12 protein-coding genes and 1 pseudogene are annotated in these 17,123 nt (G+C 64.9%); 5 read left to right on the top strand and 8 right to left on the bottom strand.

Annotated elements, in window-relative coordinates; genetic code table 11:
* A partial coding sequence (gene rnd / locus XF30_RS23525) for a ribonuclease D (protein ID WP_244609106.1) occupies positions 1–776 on the bottom strand: 776 nt, incomplete at its 3' end.
* Between the two features lie 351 nt (positions 777–1,127).
* Entirely contained in the window at positions 1,128–2,027 is a 900-nt protein-coding gene (locus tag XF30_RS23520) for a LysR family transcriptional regulator (RefSeq protein ID WP_109143980.1), read from the bottom strand.
* 103 nt (positions 2,028–2,130) lie between these two features.
* On the opposite strand from XF30_RS23520, the gene XF30_RS23515 reads away from it, so the two are divergent.
* Positions 2,131–3,120 (top strand): zinc-dependent alcohol dehydrogenase family protein, encoded by a 990-nt coding sequence (locus XF30_RS23515; protein WP_109143979.1) that lies wholly within the window; start codon positions 2,131–2,133, stop codon positions 3,118–3,120.
* 76 nt (positions 3,121–3,196) lie between these two features.
* Here the strand turns inward: XF30_RS23515 and XF30_RS23510 are convergent, their stop codons facing one another.
* The 4 genes and pseudogenes from XF30_RS23510 to XF30_RS23495 form a co-directional block, all read right to left on the bottom strand.
* Complete coding sequence (locus XF30_RS23510) at positions 3,197–4,528, bottom strand: ABC transporter substrate-binding protein (RefSeq protein ID WP_109143978.1); 1,332 nt, start codon at positions 4,526–4,528, stop codon at positions 3,197–3,199.
* Between the two features lie 11 nt (positions 4,529–4,539).
* On the bottom strand, positions 4,540–5,409 hold the full coding sequence (locus XF30_RS23505) for a carbohydrate ABC transporter permease (RefSeq protein ID WP_109143977.1): 870 nt from the start codon (positions 5,407–5,409) through the stop codon (positions 4,540–4,542).
* Positions 5,406–6,354, bottom strand: a pseudogene (locus tag XF30_RS23500) (carbohydrate ABC transporter permease). The gene XF30_RS23505 and the pseudogene XF30_RS23500 overlap by 4 nt, the downstream one beginning before the upstream one ends.
* A 1-nt stretch (position 6,355) precedes the next feature.
* Positions 6,356–7,207, bottom strand: coding sequence for a phosphodiesterase (locus tag XF30_RS23495; RefSeq protein ID WP_109143976.1), 852 nt, complete (start codon positions 7,205–7,207; stop codon positions 6,356–6,358).
* A gap of 253 nt (positions 7,208–7,460) precedes the next feature.
* Here XF30_RS23495 and XF30_RS23490 point away from each other — a divergent pair, with 253 nt between their 5' ends.
* Positions 7,461–8,468 (top strand): M23 family metallopeptidase, encoded by a 1,008-nt coding sequence (locus XF30_RS23490; RefSeq protein ID WP_109143975.1) that lies wholly within the window; start codon positions 7,461–7,463, stop codon positions 8,466–8,468.
* A 114-nt stretch (positions 8,469–8,582) separates the two neighbouring features.
* On the opposite strand, the gene XF30_RS23485 is transcribed toward XF30_RS23490, so the two are convergent.
* Positions 8,583–10,055: a protein adenylyltransferase SelO gene (locus XF30_RS23485; protein ID WP_109145829.1), complete on the bottom strand. Its 1,473-nt coding sequence runs from the start codon at positions 10,053–10,055 to the stop codon at positions 8,583–8,585.
* A 197-nt stretch (positions 10,056–10,252) separates the two neighbouring features.
* Between XF30_RS23485 and aspS the strand changes: the two genes are divergently transcribed.
* Both aspS and XF30_RS38220 read left to right on the top strand, forming a co-directional pair.
* Positions 10,253–12,025: an aspartate--tRNA ligase gene (gene aspS, locus XF30_RS23480; RefSeq protein ID WP_109143974.1), complete on the top strand. Its 1,773-nt coding sequence runs from the start codon at positions 10,253–10,255 to the stop codon at positions 12,023–12,025.
* 169 nt (positions 12,026–12,194) lie between these two features.
* Positions 12,195–12,350, top strand: a complete 156-nt coding sequence (locus XF30_RS38220; protein ID WP_158284410.1) for a hypothetical protein — start codon at positions 12,195–12,197, stop codon at positions 12,348–12,350.
* Positions 12,351–12,394: 44 nt separating this feature from the next.
* Here the strand turns inward: XF30_RS38220 and XF30_RS23475 are convergent, their stop codons facing one another.
* Positions 12,395–14,359 carry an aq_1923 C-terminal domain gene (locus XF30_RS23475; RefSeq protein WP_109143973.1) on the bottom strand — a complete coding sequence of 655 codons (1,965 nt, stop codon included), beginning with the start codon at positions 14,357–14,359 and terminating at the stop codon, positions 12,395–12,397.
* Positions 14,360–14,598: 239 nt separating this feature from the next.
* Between XF30_RS23475 and XF30_RS23470 the strand changes: the two genes are divergently transcribed.
* Positions 14,599–16,908 (top strand): NADP-dependent malic enzyme, encoded by a 2,310-nt coding sequence (locus tag XF30_RS23470; protein ID WP_109143972.1) that lies wholly within the window; start codon positions 14,599–14,601, stop codon positions 16,906–16,908.
* Positions 16,909–17,123 lie beyond the last annotated feature (215 nt).

Raw genomic sequence — 17,123 nt, 5'->3', positions numbered from 1 at the left:
AGATGGGCGAGCTTCTCCAGCGTGGTCGGCGCGTGGGTCGCGATATCGGTGACGGCTTCGTCGCGCAGCACGCGGCCGCGCGGCACGTCGCGGCTCTGCGCCTCCTGTTCGCGCCAGGCCGCGACCTCCATCAGCACCGCGAGGTCTTTGGGCTTGCGGACCCGCGTCTTCAGGCGCTCCCAGGCGCGCTCGGGATGGAAATCATAGGTGCGGGGGGAGGTCAGGACCTCCATCTCGATGGAGACCCATTCGCTGCGGCGGCGTTTCTTCAGGTCGGCGTCGAGCGCGGCGAACACGTCGCGCAGATGGGTGACGTCGGAGACCGCGTAATGCATCTGCTCCTTGGTCAGCGGCCGGCGCGACCAGTCGGTGAAGCGGTGGGTCTTGTCCGGACGGTGGCCGGTGACCTTCTCGACCAGCGCGTCATAGGCGATGCTGTCGCCGTAACCGAGCACCATCGCAGCCACCTGGGTGTCGAACACCGGGTGCGGGATGATGCCCGCCTGGTGCCAGATGATCTCAATGTCCTGGCGGGCGGCGTGAAACACCTTGAGCACGCCCTCGTTGCCCATCAGCTCGAAGAACGGCTTGAGATCGATCCCCTCGGCCAGGGTGTCGATCACCACGGCTTCCTCGGCGCTGGCCATCTGCACCACGCACAGCAGCGGGTAGTAAGTGGTCTCGCGCAGGAATTCGGTATCGACTGTTATGACGGGGTGCTTGGCCAGCCGGCTGCAGGCAGCCGCGAGGTCAGCGGTGGTGGTAATTAAATCCATGAACGGCCCATGACACTTGGTATCAGCCGTTCCGCCGAAAGTGCTGTGATGTCAAGGGGCTCTGAGCGAATTCGAGCCTTGCATCGGGCCGGAATCGTCTCTTTCCGACGAAAATCCTATTCGTAGCGGACCCGCTGCGAGGATTTTCGTGCGCAGGGCAGCGCCACCACGAGGACGCACATGGCGACCAGCGCCAGTCCCAGGAACTCGATAACCAACAGATCCACGGCGAAATCTCCAGAAACATTGATAGATTTGTCGGGGGTGCGTTGAGGGTCTGTTAATTCTCGTGGTTACCGGCGCCAGGCCGGGCCGGATGGTGGACGAGAAGTTAATTGGGCGCAGCCATGGTCACGCCATCAGCTTCGGCAAGCCGGTCGCGAGGATGTCCACGGCGGCGCGCACCTTCGGCGGCAGCCGGGGTGAGCGCGGCCAGAGAGCGTGGCACTCGTAGAGGAATTGGGGCTGACTGCTGAAGAGATTGATCAGCGCACCCGTGTCGAGGCGCTCGCGGACCAGCCAATAGGGAAGCCAGGCGAGACCCATGCCTTGTGCCGCGGCATCGGCAATCGCCTCCAGGTCGTCGAGTCGGAGCCGGCCCGATGGCATGATCTCGCGCGGAGGCGCGCCCTCCTGCGGAAAGAGCCACGGCCGGACACGCCCTGAGCCGCGATAGATGATCGCTTGATGGGCGGCGAGATCGTCGAGCGATTTCGGCCTGCCGCTCGTGCGCAAATACGACCGCGCGCCACATACCACCATGCGCTGGCTTGCGATGCGCCGTGCGATCAGGCCGGACTGGTCATCGAGATCGCCGGTTCGGATTGCCAGATCGTAGCCGGCCTCGACGATGTCGGCAATCGGATCGCCGAACGAGAGGTCGAGTTCGAGATGCGGATATTTCCGCGCGAGCTTCATCAGCAACGGCGCAATGCAGTGCCGTCCCAGCAGGGCCGGCATGGTGACGCGCAGCCTGCCGCGCGGCTCCGACAGCTGGTCGGCAACGACGCTATCTGCGGCTTCGGCCTCGCTCAGCACCGCGCGGCAGCGTTCGTAGTAGGCCTGGCCGGCGTCGGTCAGGCTCTGGCGACGCGTGGTGCGGTTGAGGAGCCGCGCCCCGAGGCGCTCTTCGAGGAAACGGACGTGCTTGCCAACCATCGGCCCCGACATCTCCAGGGCATCGGCCGCAGCCGCGAACGAGCCGAGATCGACGGCCCTGACGAACACGGCCATGCTGGTCACGCGGTCCATGATTGAAAACTCCTGGTTTCGACTGTTGGCGTGCTTCGGCGATTTATCCCCTTCGTACGGAACGGCATAGCTCTATTCAGTTCAACTGTTTTGGAGTGCATCCATGGCCCGCGCCGTTCGCTTTTATCGCCATGGTGGTCCCGACGTGCTGCGCATCGAAACGATCGATGTTCCGCCACCGGCGACGGGCGAGGTGCAGATCCGGGTCAAGGCACTCGGCCTCAATCGCGCCGAGGCCTTGTTGCGAACGGGGACCTATATCGAGCGCGCGACATTTCCATCTGGGCTGGGTCTCGAGGCGGCCGGCATCGTCGAAGCGGTCGGGGACGATGTGACGAGCTTTGTGCCGGGCGATATCGTGAGCATCGTGCCGCCGCTGTCGATGGTGCGATGGCCGGCCTATGCCGAGCTCGCGACGTTTCCGGCCGAACTCATCGTGAAACATCCGCCGGAGCTCGGCTTCAAGAAGGCGGCGGCCGTGTGGATGCAGTATCTGACGGCCTACGGCGCTTTGGTCGACATCGCCCGACTTGGTCGAGGGGACATCGTCGCCATCACCGCTGCATCCAGCAGCGTCGGGATTGCGGCGATTCAGATTGCGAACCGGGTCGGCGCGACCGCGGTCGCGCTGACGCGGACCTCGGCCAAGCTTGGGGCCTTGCGCGATGCCGGCGCGGCCCATGTCGTCGCCTCGGACGAAGACGACATTCGGGCGCGGCTGGAGGCGATCGCCGGATCTAACGGGGTCCGCGTCGTCTTCGACGCCGTCGGTGGTCCCGCGTTCGAGCCGCTGACCGCGGCCATGTCGCCGGGCGGAATCCTGATCGAATATGGTGGATTGAGTCCTGAGCCGACGCCGTTTCCGCTGTTCAACGTGTTGACGAAGAGCCTGGTGTTGCGCGGCTACCTCGTGCACGAGATCATCCGCGATCCCGCGCGCCTCGCGCAGGCCAAGGCGTTCATTCTCGACGGGCTGTCGGATCGCACGTTGCAGCCGGTCATCGCCAGGACGTTCCGCTTCGAGGACATCGTCGAAGCGCATCGGTTTCTGGAGTCGAGCGATCAGTTCGGCAAGATCGTGGTGACGATCTGATCGAGCGCATTCCCAACGCATTCGGCGCCCCGCATGACGGGGCGCCGAAGCTTGTTCGTGCGATGGACAGCCGATTTTACGGCAGCTTCAGCGACGTCTCCGCGTTGTATGGCTTCAGCGTCTCGTCGGCGGCTTTCTGGGCGGCGGCGAGAGCTTCCTTCGGCTGCTTCTTGCCGTTGAGGACCAGCATCACCTCGTCCTCGAGGTTCTTGCGCACCGGCACGGTCTTGTAGGTCGCGAACCACGGCTTTGCGACGTCGAGCTGCTCGACGGCGGTCTTGGCGTCCGGGTTCTTGGCCAGGAATTCGACCATCTCCGGCGTCTTGTAGGCGGCCATGTTCGGCGCGAAATAGCCGGTGGCGCGGCTCCACCAGCCGCTCTTCTCGGGCGAAGTCATCCACTTGATCAGCGTCCAGGCGGCCTTCTGCTTGTCGGCCTCAAGCCCGGCCGGCATGATCAGGGAGGCGCCGCCGATCGGCACCGCGTTGCGGACGTTGCGCGGGATGAAGGCGACCTTGTAGGGGAACTTGGCGTTGTCGCGCACATAGGTGAGCGAGCCTGTCGACAGCATCATCATCGCGGCATTGCCCGAGATGAAGGAGGTGCTCACCGCAGGGCCGGGCGTGGCGCCGGGCGTGTGGACCTTGTGCTTGTAGATCAGGTCGTTCCACCAGGTCAGTGCACCCAGCATCGAGGGCGTGTCGTAATAGACCTCGCCGCCGAACTCCTCGTTGTAGTAGCGCCCGCCATTGCTCATGGTGAGCGTTTCCATCATCCAGCCGCAATAGTCGTAGGCGCAGGGGATCGCGATGCCCCATTGGGTCACCTTGTCGCCCTCGCGCTTGGTCAGCTTCTTGGCCCAGTCGGTGACCTCGGCCCAGGTCTGCGGCGGCTTGCTCGGATCAAGGCCCGCTTCCTTGGCCTTGTCGGCGTTGATGTAGAGCAGCGGCGTCGAATTGTGGAAGGGCACGCCGTAGACCGAGCGGTTGATCACGGCATTGCCGTGCAGCGCCGGGAAGAACTGGCCGAGGAACTGCTCCTTGGTGGTGCCGTCGGCCTTGATCAGCGCATCGAGATTGGTGAGCTCGTTCTCGATCTGCATGTCCAGCAGGAAGTTCGCCGACATGATCACGGCGGCCGGCGGCTTGCCGGCCTTGATCGCGGCGCGGGTCTTGATCAGCGTGTCGTCATAGGAGCCGGTGTAGACCGCAGTCGCCTTGACGCTGGGATGAGTCTCGTTGAACTCCTTGATCAGGGTGCCCATGTCGCGGGCGAGTTTGCCGTCGACGGGGACGGGGAAGAACAGATCGACCTCGGTCGGACCTTCGGCCTTGGCCGGAACGGCGAGGGCGCCTGCCATGGTGCCTACCATGGCAAGGCCGAGCATGAGCCTGCGAGAGAACAGCATCGGAAAATCTCCTATTTGATGCCTGAGGTGACGAAAGAGCTGATGAAGCGTTTCTGGAAGATCAGAAAGGCGACGAGCAGAGGCGCGATCACCATGAGCGTGCCGGCGGCGATGGTGCCCCAGGCCTGCGTGCCTTCGGCGGTCTTGGTGAAGACGGAGAGGCCGATCGTGAGCGGGCGCTTGTCCGGCGAATTGATCACCATCAGCGGCCACAGGAAGTCGTTCCAGTGGCTGGTCACGGAGATGATGGCGAAGGCCGAGAAGCTCGGCATCGACAGCGGCACGTAGATGTGGCGGATGCGCTGGAACAGGCCGGCGCCGTCGATCAGGGCGGCGTCTTCCAGCTCGGTCGGAATGGCCTCGAACGCCTGGCGCATCAGGAAGGTGCCGAAGGCCGAGGCGAAGAACGGCATCATCACCCCGGTGAGCGTGTCGTAGAGACCGAGCTGCGCCACCAGCGACAGGTTCGGCACGATCAGCAGCACCGGCACCAGCATCAGCTGCATCAGGAACAGGTAGAAGATCGGCGTCTTGCCGGCGAAATCCAGGCGCGCGAAGGCAAAGCCGGCCAGCGTGATCGTGACGAACTGCACCAGGAGGATGCCGGTACAGATGATGGTGGTGTTGAGCGTATAGCGCGGGAAGTCGCCGATCTCCCAGGCGTCCCTGACGTTGTCGAGCGTGGGCTTGAGGCTCGGCATCAGCTCGGCCATGGCGTTGATGCCGTCGGAGGCCGGGCGCAGCGTCGCGACGACCATCCACAGGAAGGGGATCAGCCAGACCATCGCGAGCAGCACCGTCAGCGCAAAGCCGATCTTGGGCGTGATCTCGCCGCGGGTGGCGAGCGGGGCATCCTTCCACAGCCTATCGATCAGCTTCACGGCCCGCCCTCGCGGTTCGCCATCGTGCGGAAGGACAGCGCAGTGAGGGCCATCAGCGTGGCCAGCGTCAGCAGCGTCGCGGCCGAGGCCTTGCCGATGTCGTAATGCTCGACCGCCTGCTGGTAGATGTAGAACAGCACGAGGTTGGTCGCGTTGGAGGGTCCGCCCTGAGTCATGACGAAGACGTGGTCGACCTGCGTCACCGCATTCAGCGTGGCGATGACGGTGACGAACAGGAAGGTGGGCTTGAGCTCCGGCAGGATGATATGGCGCAGCCGCCGATACGGTCCGGCGCCGTCGAGATGCGCGGCCTCCATCACGTCCTCGGGCACGGCCTGGAGGCCGGCGAGGAAGAACAGCATGTAATAGCCGGCATTCTTCCAGATCGTGATGACCATGATCGCATAGAGCGCGATGTCGGGATCGCCGAGCCAGTTCGGCAGCACCGGCAGCAGCCGGCCGATGTAATAGTCGAGCAGGCCGACGTTCGGCAGGAAGATGAACAGGAACAGCGCCGAGGCCGCGACCATCGGGATCAGCACCGGCAGGAACAGCGCGGCGCGCAGTGCGCTGTTCACGGCATGAGTGCGCGCCAGCGCCAGCGCGAACAACAGCGCAAGCGCGATGCTCGGCACTGCCGTGCCGACGGCGTAGATCAAATTGTTGACGACGGCTCCTGCGAAGGCGGGGTCGGCAAGCACCGCGCTGATGTTCTCAAAGCCGACGAAACGCACCGGCGCCTTCGGCGTCGCGCTGATAGAGCGCATCGATCAGCACGCGCCCCATCGCGCCATAGGTGAACAGCGCGAGGAAGACCAGCGAGGGCAGGAGCAGCAGATAGGCCGGCAGCGAGGCCTTGAAGCGGCTCGTGAAGCGCTTCAGAAGGTGCAGACGCGGTGCCGCCGACGTCGCGACCGGGAGAGCCGCGGGTTCAGCGAGGCTCATCTCATCGCGCCCGGAAATTGAGCGCGTAGTCGCGGCCGTCCACTCCCGCCGGTGGCTCGAAGGGGAAGCGCAGACTCTGGTCGAGGAAATCGTGGCTGTGCACGACGAGGTTCTCGTCGTCGATCAGCACGACACCATAGGCCGGCGGCTCGTGGCTGGCGAGATGCTCGCTGGCCGCGACGTCGAGCTCGAACCAGACCTGGTGGTTGGTCCCGCGCAGCGTCGAGAACGGGATCTTGCCGTAGCTGCCGAAGATCGGCCGGTGCACATGGCCGAAGAAGAGGTGGCGGATCCGCGCGCGATAGGGCGCGATGACTTCCGCGAATTCGGCGCTCTGCTTCAGCGCGATCTCGTCCATGGCGTGGACGCCGACCGGGAAAGGCGGATGGTGCATGAACACGACGAATTCCTGGTCGGCGGATGCGGCGGCGAGCGTGCTCGCCAGCCAGCCGAGGCGCCTTGCGCACATCTCGCCGGCATGGCTGGTCTCGTCCAGCGTGTCGAGGAAGACGAACAGGCCGTGCTCGGTGGTGCGCGTGCCCTGCACGAAGCCGTTGGCATCGCGCGGCGCCGCCTTCAGCGCGTCGAGGCAGGTGACGCGCTTGTCGTGATTGCCGACCATCGCGATGTAGGGAATTTTCAGCGCTGCCATCGCCTCGGCGAAGTTGGCGTAGGATTCAGCTTCGCCCCAATGGGTGAGGTCGCCGGTCACGACCGCAAACGCAGCGTCGGACTGATGCTTGTTGATGTCGGCAATCGCCGCATCCAGCCGGGCGCGCGGATCGAGGCCGTAGAGCATCGAGCCGGGATTCGCGAGATGCGTGTCGGTGAGGTGGATGAATTTGAAGGGCATGGCGCGCCTAAATCGGGACGGTGGGAGGATCTGCGCCTCCGGCAAGACGGCGCTGTCAGCCCGTTAGAGCGCGTGTGTTTCAGTTTGATGACAGCGGTTCCCGCGGCCTGCTGAAGATGTGGACACGCCTCCGGGGGCAGATGCGACGCGGATGGCGCCTCACGATTGCGCTGCAGTGAAGGAGCTACCTTGCCGTGAAGATGCGGTCATGGTTTGCTGGGTCCAAGCCTCATTTGCATCACGAGTTTCCCCAATGCCGCCGCGAGTCTTCCGCAAGCTGGGATTGCTTACTCTCTCCGTCCTGCTTGCCGTGTTGAGCACCGGTCCGCGTGCGACCGCGGCCGAGTTCAACTTCGCCCGCTACAAGGAGACCGATCTCGACGAATTCCTGGCGCGCCGGCGGCCCGCCACCGGCATGGACGTCTACCCAATGTCGCCGCTGAAGCTCGATGTCACGCTGGCCTCTCACGGCGAGCCGTGTGCCAACGGAGCGCTCAAGCGGTCTCTGATCATGAGCGGCATGCCCAAGCAGGATGCCGACAGCCTGCAGGCGACCAACTGCATCACGGTGCGCTCCGCCAAGGGGCGCGAGCTCAAGGTCTTCATGCAGGACGTGGTTTACGGGTTTCTCCCGAACGAGGTGCCGGTCGGCGGCAAGCTCTCGCTTTATGCGATCCATGCCTTCACCTCGCCCGACGGGCCGGGACTGCTGGTCAACGAATTCCTGACCCCGCGCAGCTTTCCACGTGCCGACAACCCGGCGGACACGACGATGACATCCTGCGGATGCTGGACCCACGACGAGCATCCCGGTGTCGATTTCACCGCCGACAAGCCGGGCGCTCCGGTGGCAGCGATGGCGGACGGCGTTATCGTCAAGATCGAGGCCGGCGAGCAGGCGCCGGCCGATTTTCCCGGGATCGGCGGCTGCGGCCGATACGTCGTGCTCAAGCACACCTATCCCAATGGCGGCATCGTCTACACGCGCTACGTCCAGCTCGGCCGCGTGGTCGGTCCGAAAGGCGAGACACTTAGGGTGGGAGCGACCGTCAAAGCGAAGGACACGATCGGCGAGATCGGCCCGAGCAAGGTGCTGCATTTCGAGCTTCGCCCCGTCGCTCCCGGCAACACGACGACGGACAAGGCCTGGAGCGAACGCTACGGCAAGATGCCGGACATGGAGTGGTCACGCTACGAGACCGTCGATCCTCAGAAATTCGACGTGGCATCGTTCGGCGGGGTGAAGAAGGCGACGAAGTAGAATGAGTGCGTAGGGTGGATTAGCGAAGCGTCATCCACCTTTTCGCTTTTCGCGCGTCGAGAGAAGTGGTGGATTACGCCTTCGGCTAATCCACCCTACGCAGCGGACTTGTAGCTACGTCCCGCAGAACGTCTGCAGCACGCGCTGGTCCGGCAGCGGCGGGTCGGCGTAGGCGGCGTACACCGGCTGGTCGTCGAACGGCTTTGCCAGCACCTTCACCAATTCCTCGAACGGGGCGAAGTCGTCGTCGTTCACCGCGGCCTGGATCACGGCCTCGACGCGGTGGTTGCGCGGGATGAAGAGCGGGTTGACCGCGTGCATGGCGGCCTGGCGCTCGGCGGCGGTTTGCGGCTCCAGCGCGATGCGTGCGCGCCAGCGGCCGGCCCATTCGTCGAAGGCTGCGGGCTCCATGAACTGGCCGCGCACGTCCGCAGCCTCATCGCCGGCGGCCTCGCCGAGCTTGCGGAAGATGAGGGTGAAGTCGGCCTGGTTCTTGGCCATGGCGTCGAGCAGGTCCTGGATCAGCGCATCGTCGCCGTCGCGCTCCGTGAACAGGCCGACCTTCCTGCGCAAGCCGGCCTGATAGGCCGCGCTGAACTGGTCGGAGAACGCGCCGAGAATGTCCTGGGCTTCGGCGACGGCCTTCTCCTGGTCGTCCGAAAATAGCGGCAGCAGGCATTCGGCAAGCCGCGTCAAATTCCACAAGCCGATGCGCGGCTGGTTGGCATAGGCGTAGCGGCCCATCTCGTCGATCGAGGAGAACACCTGGGCAGGATTGTAGGAATCCATGAACGCGCACGGGCCATAATCGATGGTCTCGCCCGAGATCGAGCTGTTGTCGGTGTTCATCACGCCGTGAATGAAGCCGACCAGCAGCCAGCGTGCGATCAGCTCGGCCTGGCGCGCGACCACGGCGGCGAGCAGCGCGTGATACGGCCGCTCGGCGTGGAGCAGGTCCGGATAATGGCGCGTGATGACGTGATCGGCGAGCCGGCGGATCGCCTCGGTGTCGCGGCGGACCGCGAAGAACTGGAAGGTGCCGACGCGGATGTGGCTGGAGGCGACGCGGGTCAGCACCGCGCCGGGCAACGCGGTCTCGCGGATGACGTGCTCGCCGGTGACGACCGCGGCGAGCGAGCGCGTGGTCGGGATGCCCAGCGCAAACATGGCCTCGCTGACGATGTATTCGCGCAAGACCGGGCCGAGCGCCGCGCGGCCGTCGCCGCGGCGGGAGAATGGGGTGGGGCCGCTTCCCTTGAGCTGGATGTCGCGGCGGACGCCGTCTTTGTCGATGACCTCGCCGAGCAGGATGGCACGGCCGTCGCCGAGCTGCGGCACGAAATGCCCGAACTGGTGCCCTGCATAGGCCATGGCGATGGGATCCGCTCCGGCGGGAACCGTCTTGCCGGCCAGGATTTCCGCGCCTTCAGGGGTCTCCAGCACATCAGGATCAAGCCCGAGCTGGACCGCCAGCGGCCGGTTCAGCTTGATCAGCCGGGGCGCGGCGACGGGGGTCGGCGCGACGCGGGCGAAGAAGTTGTCCGGCAGCGCCGAATAGGAGTTCTGGAAGGGGAAATGCACCGTCATGACCTCAAGATAGGGCTGGAACGTCAATCGGCAAAGGTTCGCCCCCGGATAAGCCAAAAATGGGCACCTGAGGTCCAAATCCGGCCGTTCCCTTGGTTGCCGCCCCCGTCCTGCCGGGGTAAACCCTGCCGCAACTTCGGACCGGCCATCACGGGCCGTTCGATTCGCTTCCTTCAGACATTGATTTTGGGACGACCATGCATCGCTACCGGTCACATACATGCGGCGCGCTCCGCGAGAGCAACATCGGCGAGACCATCCGCCTCTCCGGCTGGGTCCATCGCGTCCGCGACCATGGCGGCGTGCTGTTCATCGACCTGCGCGACCATTACGGCCTGACCCAGTGCGTGGTCGACCCGGACTCGCCGGCGTTCTCGCTGGCCGAAAAGCTGCGCTCGGAATTCGTGGTCAAGATGGACGGCAAGGTCCGCCGCCGCCCCGATGGCACCGACAATGACGACCTGCCGACCGGCAAGGTCGAGGTCTACATCAGCGAGATCGAGGTGCTGGGACCGGCCGGCGACCTGCCGCTGCCGGTGTTCGGCGACCAGGAATATCCCGAAGACATCCGCCTCAAGTATCGCTTCCTGGATCTGCGTCGCGAGAAGCTGCACCAGAACATCATGACGCGCGTCGAGATCATCAAGTCGATGCGCCGGCGCATGGAGGGGCAGGGCTTCTTCGAGTTCAACACGCCGATCCTGACCGCGTCCTCGCCGGAAGGCGCGCGCGACTTCCTCGTCCCGTCGCGCATCCATCCCGGCAAGTTCTACGCGCTGCCGCAGGCGCCGCAGCAGTACAAGCAGCTGCTGATGATGTCGGGCTTCGACCGCTACTTCCAGATCGCGCCCTGCTTCCGCGACGAGGACCCGCGCGCCGACCGTCTGCCCGGTGAGTTCTACCAGCTCGACGTCGAGATGAGCTTTGTGACGCAGGAAGACGTCTTCGCGGCGATGGAGCCTGTGATCACGGGCGTCTTTGAAGAGTTTGCCAAGGGGAAGCCGGTGACCAAGGGCTGGCGCCGGATTCCGTTCGCCGAGGCGTTGCGCAAGTACGGCAGCGACAAGCCGGACCTGCGCAATCCCATCGAGATGCAGGACGTCTCCGAGCATTTCCGCGGCTCCGGCTTCAAGGTGTTCGCGCGCATGCTCGAAGATCCCAAGAACCAGGTCTGGGCGATCCCGGCACCGGGCGGCGGCAGCCGCGCCTTCTGTGACCGCATGAACTCGTGGGCGCAAGGCGAGGGCCAGCCCGGCCTCGGCTACATCATGTGGCGCGAGGGCGGCGAGGGCGCAGGTCCTCTCGCGAACAACATCGGGCCCGAGCGCACCGCCGCGATCCGCGCGCAGCTCGGCGTCAAGGAAGGCGATGCCGCCTTCTTCGTCGCCGGCGATCCCGACAAGTTCTGGAAGTTCTCAGGTCTCGCCCGCAACAAGGTCGGCGAGGAATTGAACCTCACCGACAAGGAGCGGTTCGAGCTCGCCTGGATCGTCGACTTCCCGATGTACGAGTACAACGAGGACGACAAGAAGGTCGACTTCTCGCACAACCCGTTCTCGATGCCGCAGGGCGGCCTGGAGGCGCTGAAGTCGCAGGATCCGCTGACGATCAAGGCGTTCCAGTACGACATCACCTGTAACGGCTACGAGATCGCCTCGGGCGGCATCCGCAACCACGTGCCGGAAGCCATGGTGAAGGCGTTCGAGATTGCAGGTTACGGCGAGCAGGAAGTGGTCGACCGCTTCGGCGGCATGTACCGCGCCTTCCAGTACGGCGCACCGCCGCATGGCGGCATGGCCGCGGGTGTCGACCGCATCGTGATGCTGCTCTGTGGCACCACGAATCTACGGGAGATCTCGCTGTTCCCGATGAACCAGCAGGCCATGGACCTCCTGATGGGCGCCCCGTCGGAAGCCACCACGAAACAGCTCCGCGAGCTGCACATCCGGGTAAACCTGCCGCAGAAGTGAATTTGACGGTTTCTAGTCTGGTGCCCCGGACGCAGCGCGGCACGCGAGTGATGCGCTGCTGAGCTGGGGCCCAAGAATTCCGGTGAACTTGCTCTTTTCGTCTTCGTCGTGTTCAAGTTGACGTTAATCGTGACATCGATCTAAGGTCGCGTCGTGGACGGAGAGCTCAATGAGCAACAGTCGCGTCGCCGCCCTAGTCTTGGCAGTGATTGCGCTGCTTATCGCCGGCATGATGCTCGACTTTTACTGGGACTGCCGCCTCCTGAAGGGGGGAACGATGAAAGACTGCATGCCCGGTCGCCCCGGACCGACGGGACTTCACTGACGACACGAGTTGAAGCCCTCCCGAGCCGCATCCGGGAGATCGAACTACAGCCCCGTCGACGCCTCGATCCTGAACTGCGCCAGCGCGCTCTGCGGGTCGGTTTGCGAGAGCTGCATCAATTGCATCAACGGCACCTTGGCGCGGGGCGTCAGTTTGATGGTCAGCGTCTGCCCCGGCGCTTCCACGAATCCGGCGAGCGCGTCGACCGCGCCCCTGGCATCGCTATTGGTCCCTGCGATCTTCTCGCCTTGCGCCCTGATCATCGCGACGATGGCGCTGCGGGCAGCATCGCGGCTGACATTCTGCATGCGTGCGAACTGCGCCACGACGAGATCGACCACGCCGCCGTCACGCAGCGAGGCCTCAAGCGCGCCGGTTTCGACCAGCGCTGCCTGACCCATCGCCTGCGCCGGGTCGGTCGTGAACAGGCCGCGCGGCACATTGACGAGCGCGACGCGGGTCTGCAGCCTGGCGAGGTTGCCGAGATCGAGCGTAGCGGGGGCGAGCGCGAACGCGCCCGACGATTCCGTCCAGGCCGCGCCGAGATCCAGATCGATCGCCAGCTTGTCCACGCCTGCCACGATCAGCGGCTGCAGCGCCGGATTGTCGGGATCGGTCGGCGCGACCATCTTCACGACCAGATTGACCTTGCTCGGGATCGGCCCGACGAACTCCCCCCAGTTCAGGCTGATCGTATCGATGGTGAAGAGCTGCCGCGTCGTCTTGTACGGCGAGACCACGCCCTTGATCTCGGCACCTTGGAGCACGCGGAATAGGCCGACCATCTGATCGGGCGAGGGCGGCCGTCCCGGCGTTTGGAGACTCGCCGCCCAGCGCATCAGATTTGCCACGCTGAAGGACTTCAACGCGAAGCGGTCCATCTTGAACTGGCCCTGCGGCATCGGGATGTCGAGGCCCTCCAGCGTTATTCTGTCCTGATCGTATTTGACCGCGTCGAGCCGTCCCGTCCCCTGCGGCGTCTCGGCCGTTTGCCGGCCAATTTCGGCCTTGCCGATCTGGAAGCCGTCGAAGAGGTCGGCCACCTTCTCGATCATGTCACGCGACTGTGCCGGCGTTGGGATCGAGCCGTCGGCCGGCACCAGCGCGATGATCTCGGCCGGCCGGAATTTCGAGGGCCGGATGGCAATGTCGTCGAAGGTGAACCCGTCCACCTGCATGCGCATGCCGGGAGCCGCCGTCACGACATAGGAGTTGACCGAGATGCGCCGATAGATCCTGTGAAAATTGTCGTCGTTCGATCCTTGCGGATCGAGCGCAGCCCTCACGGCGGTTGGGTCGAATTCGTAGATGGCCAGGCCGGACAATTCGCCGGTCATCTTCGCGGGCCTGCCCGGCTGGGTCAGGTCGACCGTAAGGGCGACGCGGTCCATCTTCGCCGTTTCGATCTTGCCCCGGTTGACGTTCTGGATGGACACGCCCGAATAGACATAATCACCGCCGCCGGCATTGCCGCCCGCATCGACGTTGACCTCGAGGGTCGGCACCGCGATCTCCGACGCCGAGATGTTCGCGTATTGCGCGAGGATGAAGCGGTACATGTCGATAATCGAGCCGGTCACCGGCGTGCCCTCTGCGCGGGTCGGGCCGGAAAAATTGCGCGCGGTGATCTGCGGGAGCTTGTAGTTCGCCTTCACGGTGATCCGCTCGGTGGATGTAAAGCCGACCTCGACGCCCGACGCCTCGATGCTGTCGGCCGAGAAACGAGCCTCGTCCGGCTGGCGCACACCGACGGCCGTGATCTTGGCGACCTTCAAGGTGGCGAGCTGCGCCTGGGCAGGCTCGACTTTGATGTCCTCCACCGTCAGCGTCCGGGTCGCGAGCTCGAACCCGATCTTGCCATGGCTCGCCTTGCCCCCACCCGAGCGGATCTGCGCGAACACCGCCTCGACCTCGGCGGTCGCCCGGTTCTGCACATACAGATTGAAGCCGAACCATCCGCCCGCGGCGAGCACCGCTGCCACGACGAGGCCGATCAGGATTCGCTTCATTCCCAGCTCCGATTGCCGATTTTGGATCGCGCAACCTGCCATATTCGCGAAACGCCGCGCGGTCCAGAGAAAGCTATGGTTTCAAATATTTGACGGCGCGCCCTGTTGACGGGGATGCAATCGGATGTTGCCACCGGGCCTTCGGCCGTGCTTCATCCCGTTTCCATGACCCGGAAATACGGTCCGCTTGGGCCGTCGAATCGCATTTTTGAGGCCGGTAACGCGAGGCGAGACACCGCATGTCGTCCTATTCTGATGATCTCCACCAGGCGGCGCTCGCCTACCACCGTCTGCCGCGCCCTGGAAAGCTCGAGATCCAGGCAAGCAAGCCGCTTGCCAATCAACGCGACCTCGCGCTGGCCTATTCGCCGGGCGTCGCCGCGGCCTGCACCGAGATCGCCAAGAATCCGGCCGAGGCGGCCACGCTCACCACGCGCGCCAACCTGGTTGCCGTGGTCTCCAACGGCACCGCGGTGCTCGGCCTCGGCAATATCGGTCCGCTGGCCTCCAAGCCGGTGATGGAAGGCAAGGCGGTCCTGTTCAAGAAATTCGCCGGCATCGACGTGTTCGACATCGAGATCGCCGCCGACACCATCGACCGCGTGGTCGAGACCGTGGCCGCGCTGGAGCCGACCTTCGGAGGCATCAATCTGGAGGACATCCGCGGGCCGGAATGCTTCGAGATCGAAGCGCGCTTGAAGGAGCGCATGAAGATTCCGGTCTTCCACGACGACCAGCACGGCACTGCGATCATCGTCGCCGCCGCCATCACCAATGGCCTCAGGCTGAACGGCAAGAAGCTGTCCGAGGTCAAGATCGTCGCGTCGGGGGCAGGGGCCGCGGCGATCGCGACACTCAATCTCCTGGTCTCGATGGGCGCGCAGCGCAAGAACATCTGGGTCTGCGACATCGACGGCCTCGTGCACGAGGGCCGCAACACCTCGATGGACCGCTGGAAGGCGGTCTATGCGCAGAAGACCGACAAGCGCACGCTCGCCGACGTGATCGGCGGCGCCGACATCTTCATCGGGCTCTCGGCGCCGGGCGTGCTCAAGCCGGAGATGGCCATGGCGATGGGCGACAAGCCCCTGATCATGGCGCTCGCCAATCCGGTGCCGGAAATCATGCCGGAAGAGGCGCGCAAGGCGCGCCCCGACGCCATGATCTGCACCGGCCGTTCCGACTACCCGAACCAGGTCAACAACGTCCTCTGCTTTCCCTTCATCTTCCGAGGGGCGCTCGATGTCGGCGCCACCGCGATCAACGAGGAGATGAAGCAGGCCGCCGTCGAGGCCATCGCGCAGCTCGCGCGCGAGGCGCCGTCGGATGCCGTCGCGCAGGGTTTCGACACCGGCGAGACGCAGGGCTTCGGTCCGGGCTCGCTGATCCCGAGCCCCTTTGATCCCAGGTTGATCTTGCGCATCGCGCCGGCCGTGGCGAAGGCGGCGATGGAATCGGGCGTCGCAACGCGCCCCATCACCAATTTCGACGAATACACCGCGCTGCTCGAGCGCTTCGCCTTCCGCTCCGGCCTCGTCATGAAGCCGATGTTCGCCAAGGCCAAGACCCAGCCGGTGCGCGTGATCTATGCCGAAGGCGAGGACGAGCGCGTGCTGCGCGCCACGCAAGTCGTGCTGGAGGAAAAGCTGGCTCGGCCGATCCTGGTCGGCCGTCCGTCGGTCGTGGAGGCGCGCATCAAGCGCTTCGGCCTCTCGATCCGGGCCGGCAAGGATTTCGACCTCGTCAATCCCGAGGACGATCCGCGCTACCGCTCCTACGTGCAGTCCTATGTCGAGGTCGCCGGTCGCCGCGGCGTGACGCCGGATGCAGCCCGCACCGTGGTGCGCACCAACAATACGGTGATCGCCGCGCTCGCGGTTACGCGCGGGGAAGCAGACGCCATGCTCTGCGGCGTCGAGGGCCGCTACATGAGCCATCTGCGCCATGTCCGCGAGATCGTCGGCTTCTCGCCTGGAATCAGCGACTATGCGGCGCTGGCGCTATTGATCACCAGCAAAGGCGCCTTCTTCATCGCCGACACGCAAGTTCGCCCCAATCCGAGCGCGGAGGAGCTTGCCGAGATCGCATCGCTCGCCGCGGTCCACGTCCAGCGCTTCAACATCAAGCCAAAGATCGCCTTCGTCTCGCATTCGGATTTCGGCAGCTACGACACCGATTCCTCACGCAAGATGCGGCTGGCGACCCAGCTTCTGAAGGACAAGCATCCGGAGATCGAGGCCGACGGCGAAATGCAGGGCGACACCGCACTCTCCGCAGCTGCGCGAAGGATGGTGCTGCCGCATTCCAAGCTGGAGGGCGAGGCCAACATCCTGATCATGCCGACCCTGGATACCGCCAACGTCGCCTATCAGATGATCAAGTCGCTCGCGGACGCGCTGCCCGTCGGCCCGATCCTGGTCGGCCCGGCGCGCCCCGCGCATATCCTCACCCCCTCGGTGACGGCACGCGGCATCCTCAACATGACGGCCGTGGCCGTGGTGGAAGCGCAGGAACGCGCCTCGCGGCAGCAGCCGACGTTGTTTACGTAAGGCACCGCTGTCGCGCCGCTGGAGGTGCAATCCTTCTCCCCTTGTGGGAGAAGGTGGCATAGGCGGCCTTCGGCCGCCGTTCTTAGCGACGCCGAAGCGAAGCTTCGGCCGTGGCGCCGGATGAGGGGTTGTTTCCGCGAGTCGGGATCTCGCGAGTTGCCCGTGCCGATAGATACCCCTCATCCGTCTCGCCGCTTCGCGGCGAGCCACCTTCT

The sequence above is a fragment of the Bradyrhizobium sp. SUTN9-2 genome, assembly GCF_003122645.1.
GTDB classification, from domain to species: domain Bacteria; phylum Pseudomonadota; class Alphaproteobacteria; order Rhizobiales; family Xanthobacteraceae; genus Bradyrhizobium; species Bradyrhizobium yuanmingense.
This window is presented reverse-complemented; position numbering and strand designations above follow the sequence as displayed.

Excerpts from the sequence above, each read along its gene's own strand:
- XF30_RS38220 (WP_158284410.1), top strand. The coding sequence starts at position 12,195 with ATGAGCAACAGTCGCGTCGCCGCCCTAGTCTTGGCAGTGATTGCGCTG.
- XF30_RS23490 (WP_109143975.1), top strand. The coding sequence starts at position 7,461 with ATGCCGCCGCGAGTCTTCCGCAAGCTGGGATTGCTTACTCTCTCCGTC.
- XF30_RS23520 (WP_109143980.1), bottom strand. The coding sequence starts at position 2,027 with ATGGACCGCGTGACCAGCATGGCCGTGTTCGTCAGGGCCGTCGATCTC.
- aspS (WP_109143974.1), top strand. The coding sequence starts at position 10,253 with ATGCATCGCTACCGGTCACATACATGCGGCGCGCTCCGCGAGAGCAAC.
- XF30_RS23470 (WP_109143972.1), top strand. The coding sequence starts at position 14,599 with ATGTCGTCCTATTCTGATGATCTCCACCAGGCGGCGCTCGCCTACCAC.
- XF30_RS23515 (WP_109143979.1), top strand. The coding sequence starts at position 2,131 with ATGGCCCGCGCCGTTCGCTTTTATCGCCATGGTGGTCCCGACGTGCTG.
- XF30_RS23475 (WP_109143973.1), bottom strand. The coding sequence starts at position 14,359 with ATGAAGCGAATCCTGATCGGCCTCGTCGTGGCAGCGGTGCTCGCCGCG.
- XF30_RS23510 (WP_109143978.1), bottom strand. The coding sequence starts at position 4,528 with ATGCTGTTCTCTCGCAGGCTCATGCTCGGCCTTGCCATGGTAGGCACC.
- XF30_RS23495 (WP_109143976.1), bottom strand. The coding sequence starts at position 7,207 with ATGCCCTTCAAATTCATCCACCTCACCGACACGCATCTCGCGAATCCC.
- XF30_RS23485 (WP_109145829.1), bottom strand. The coding sequence starts at position 10,055 with ATGACGGTGCATTTCCCCTTCCAGAACTCCTATTCGGCGCTGCCGGAC.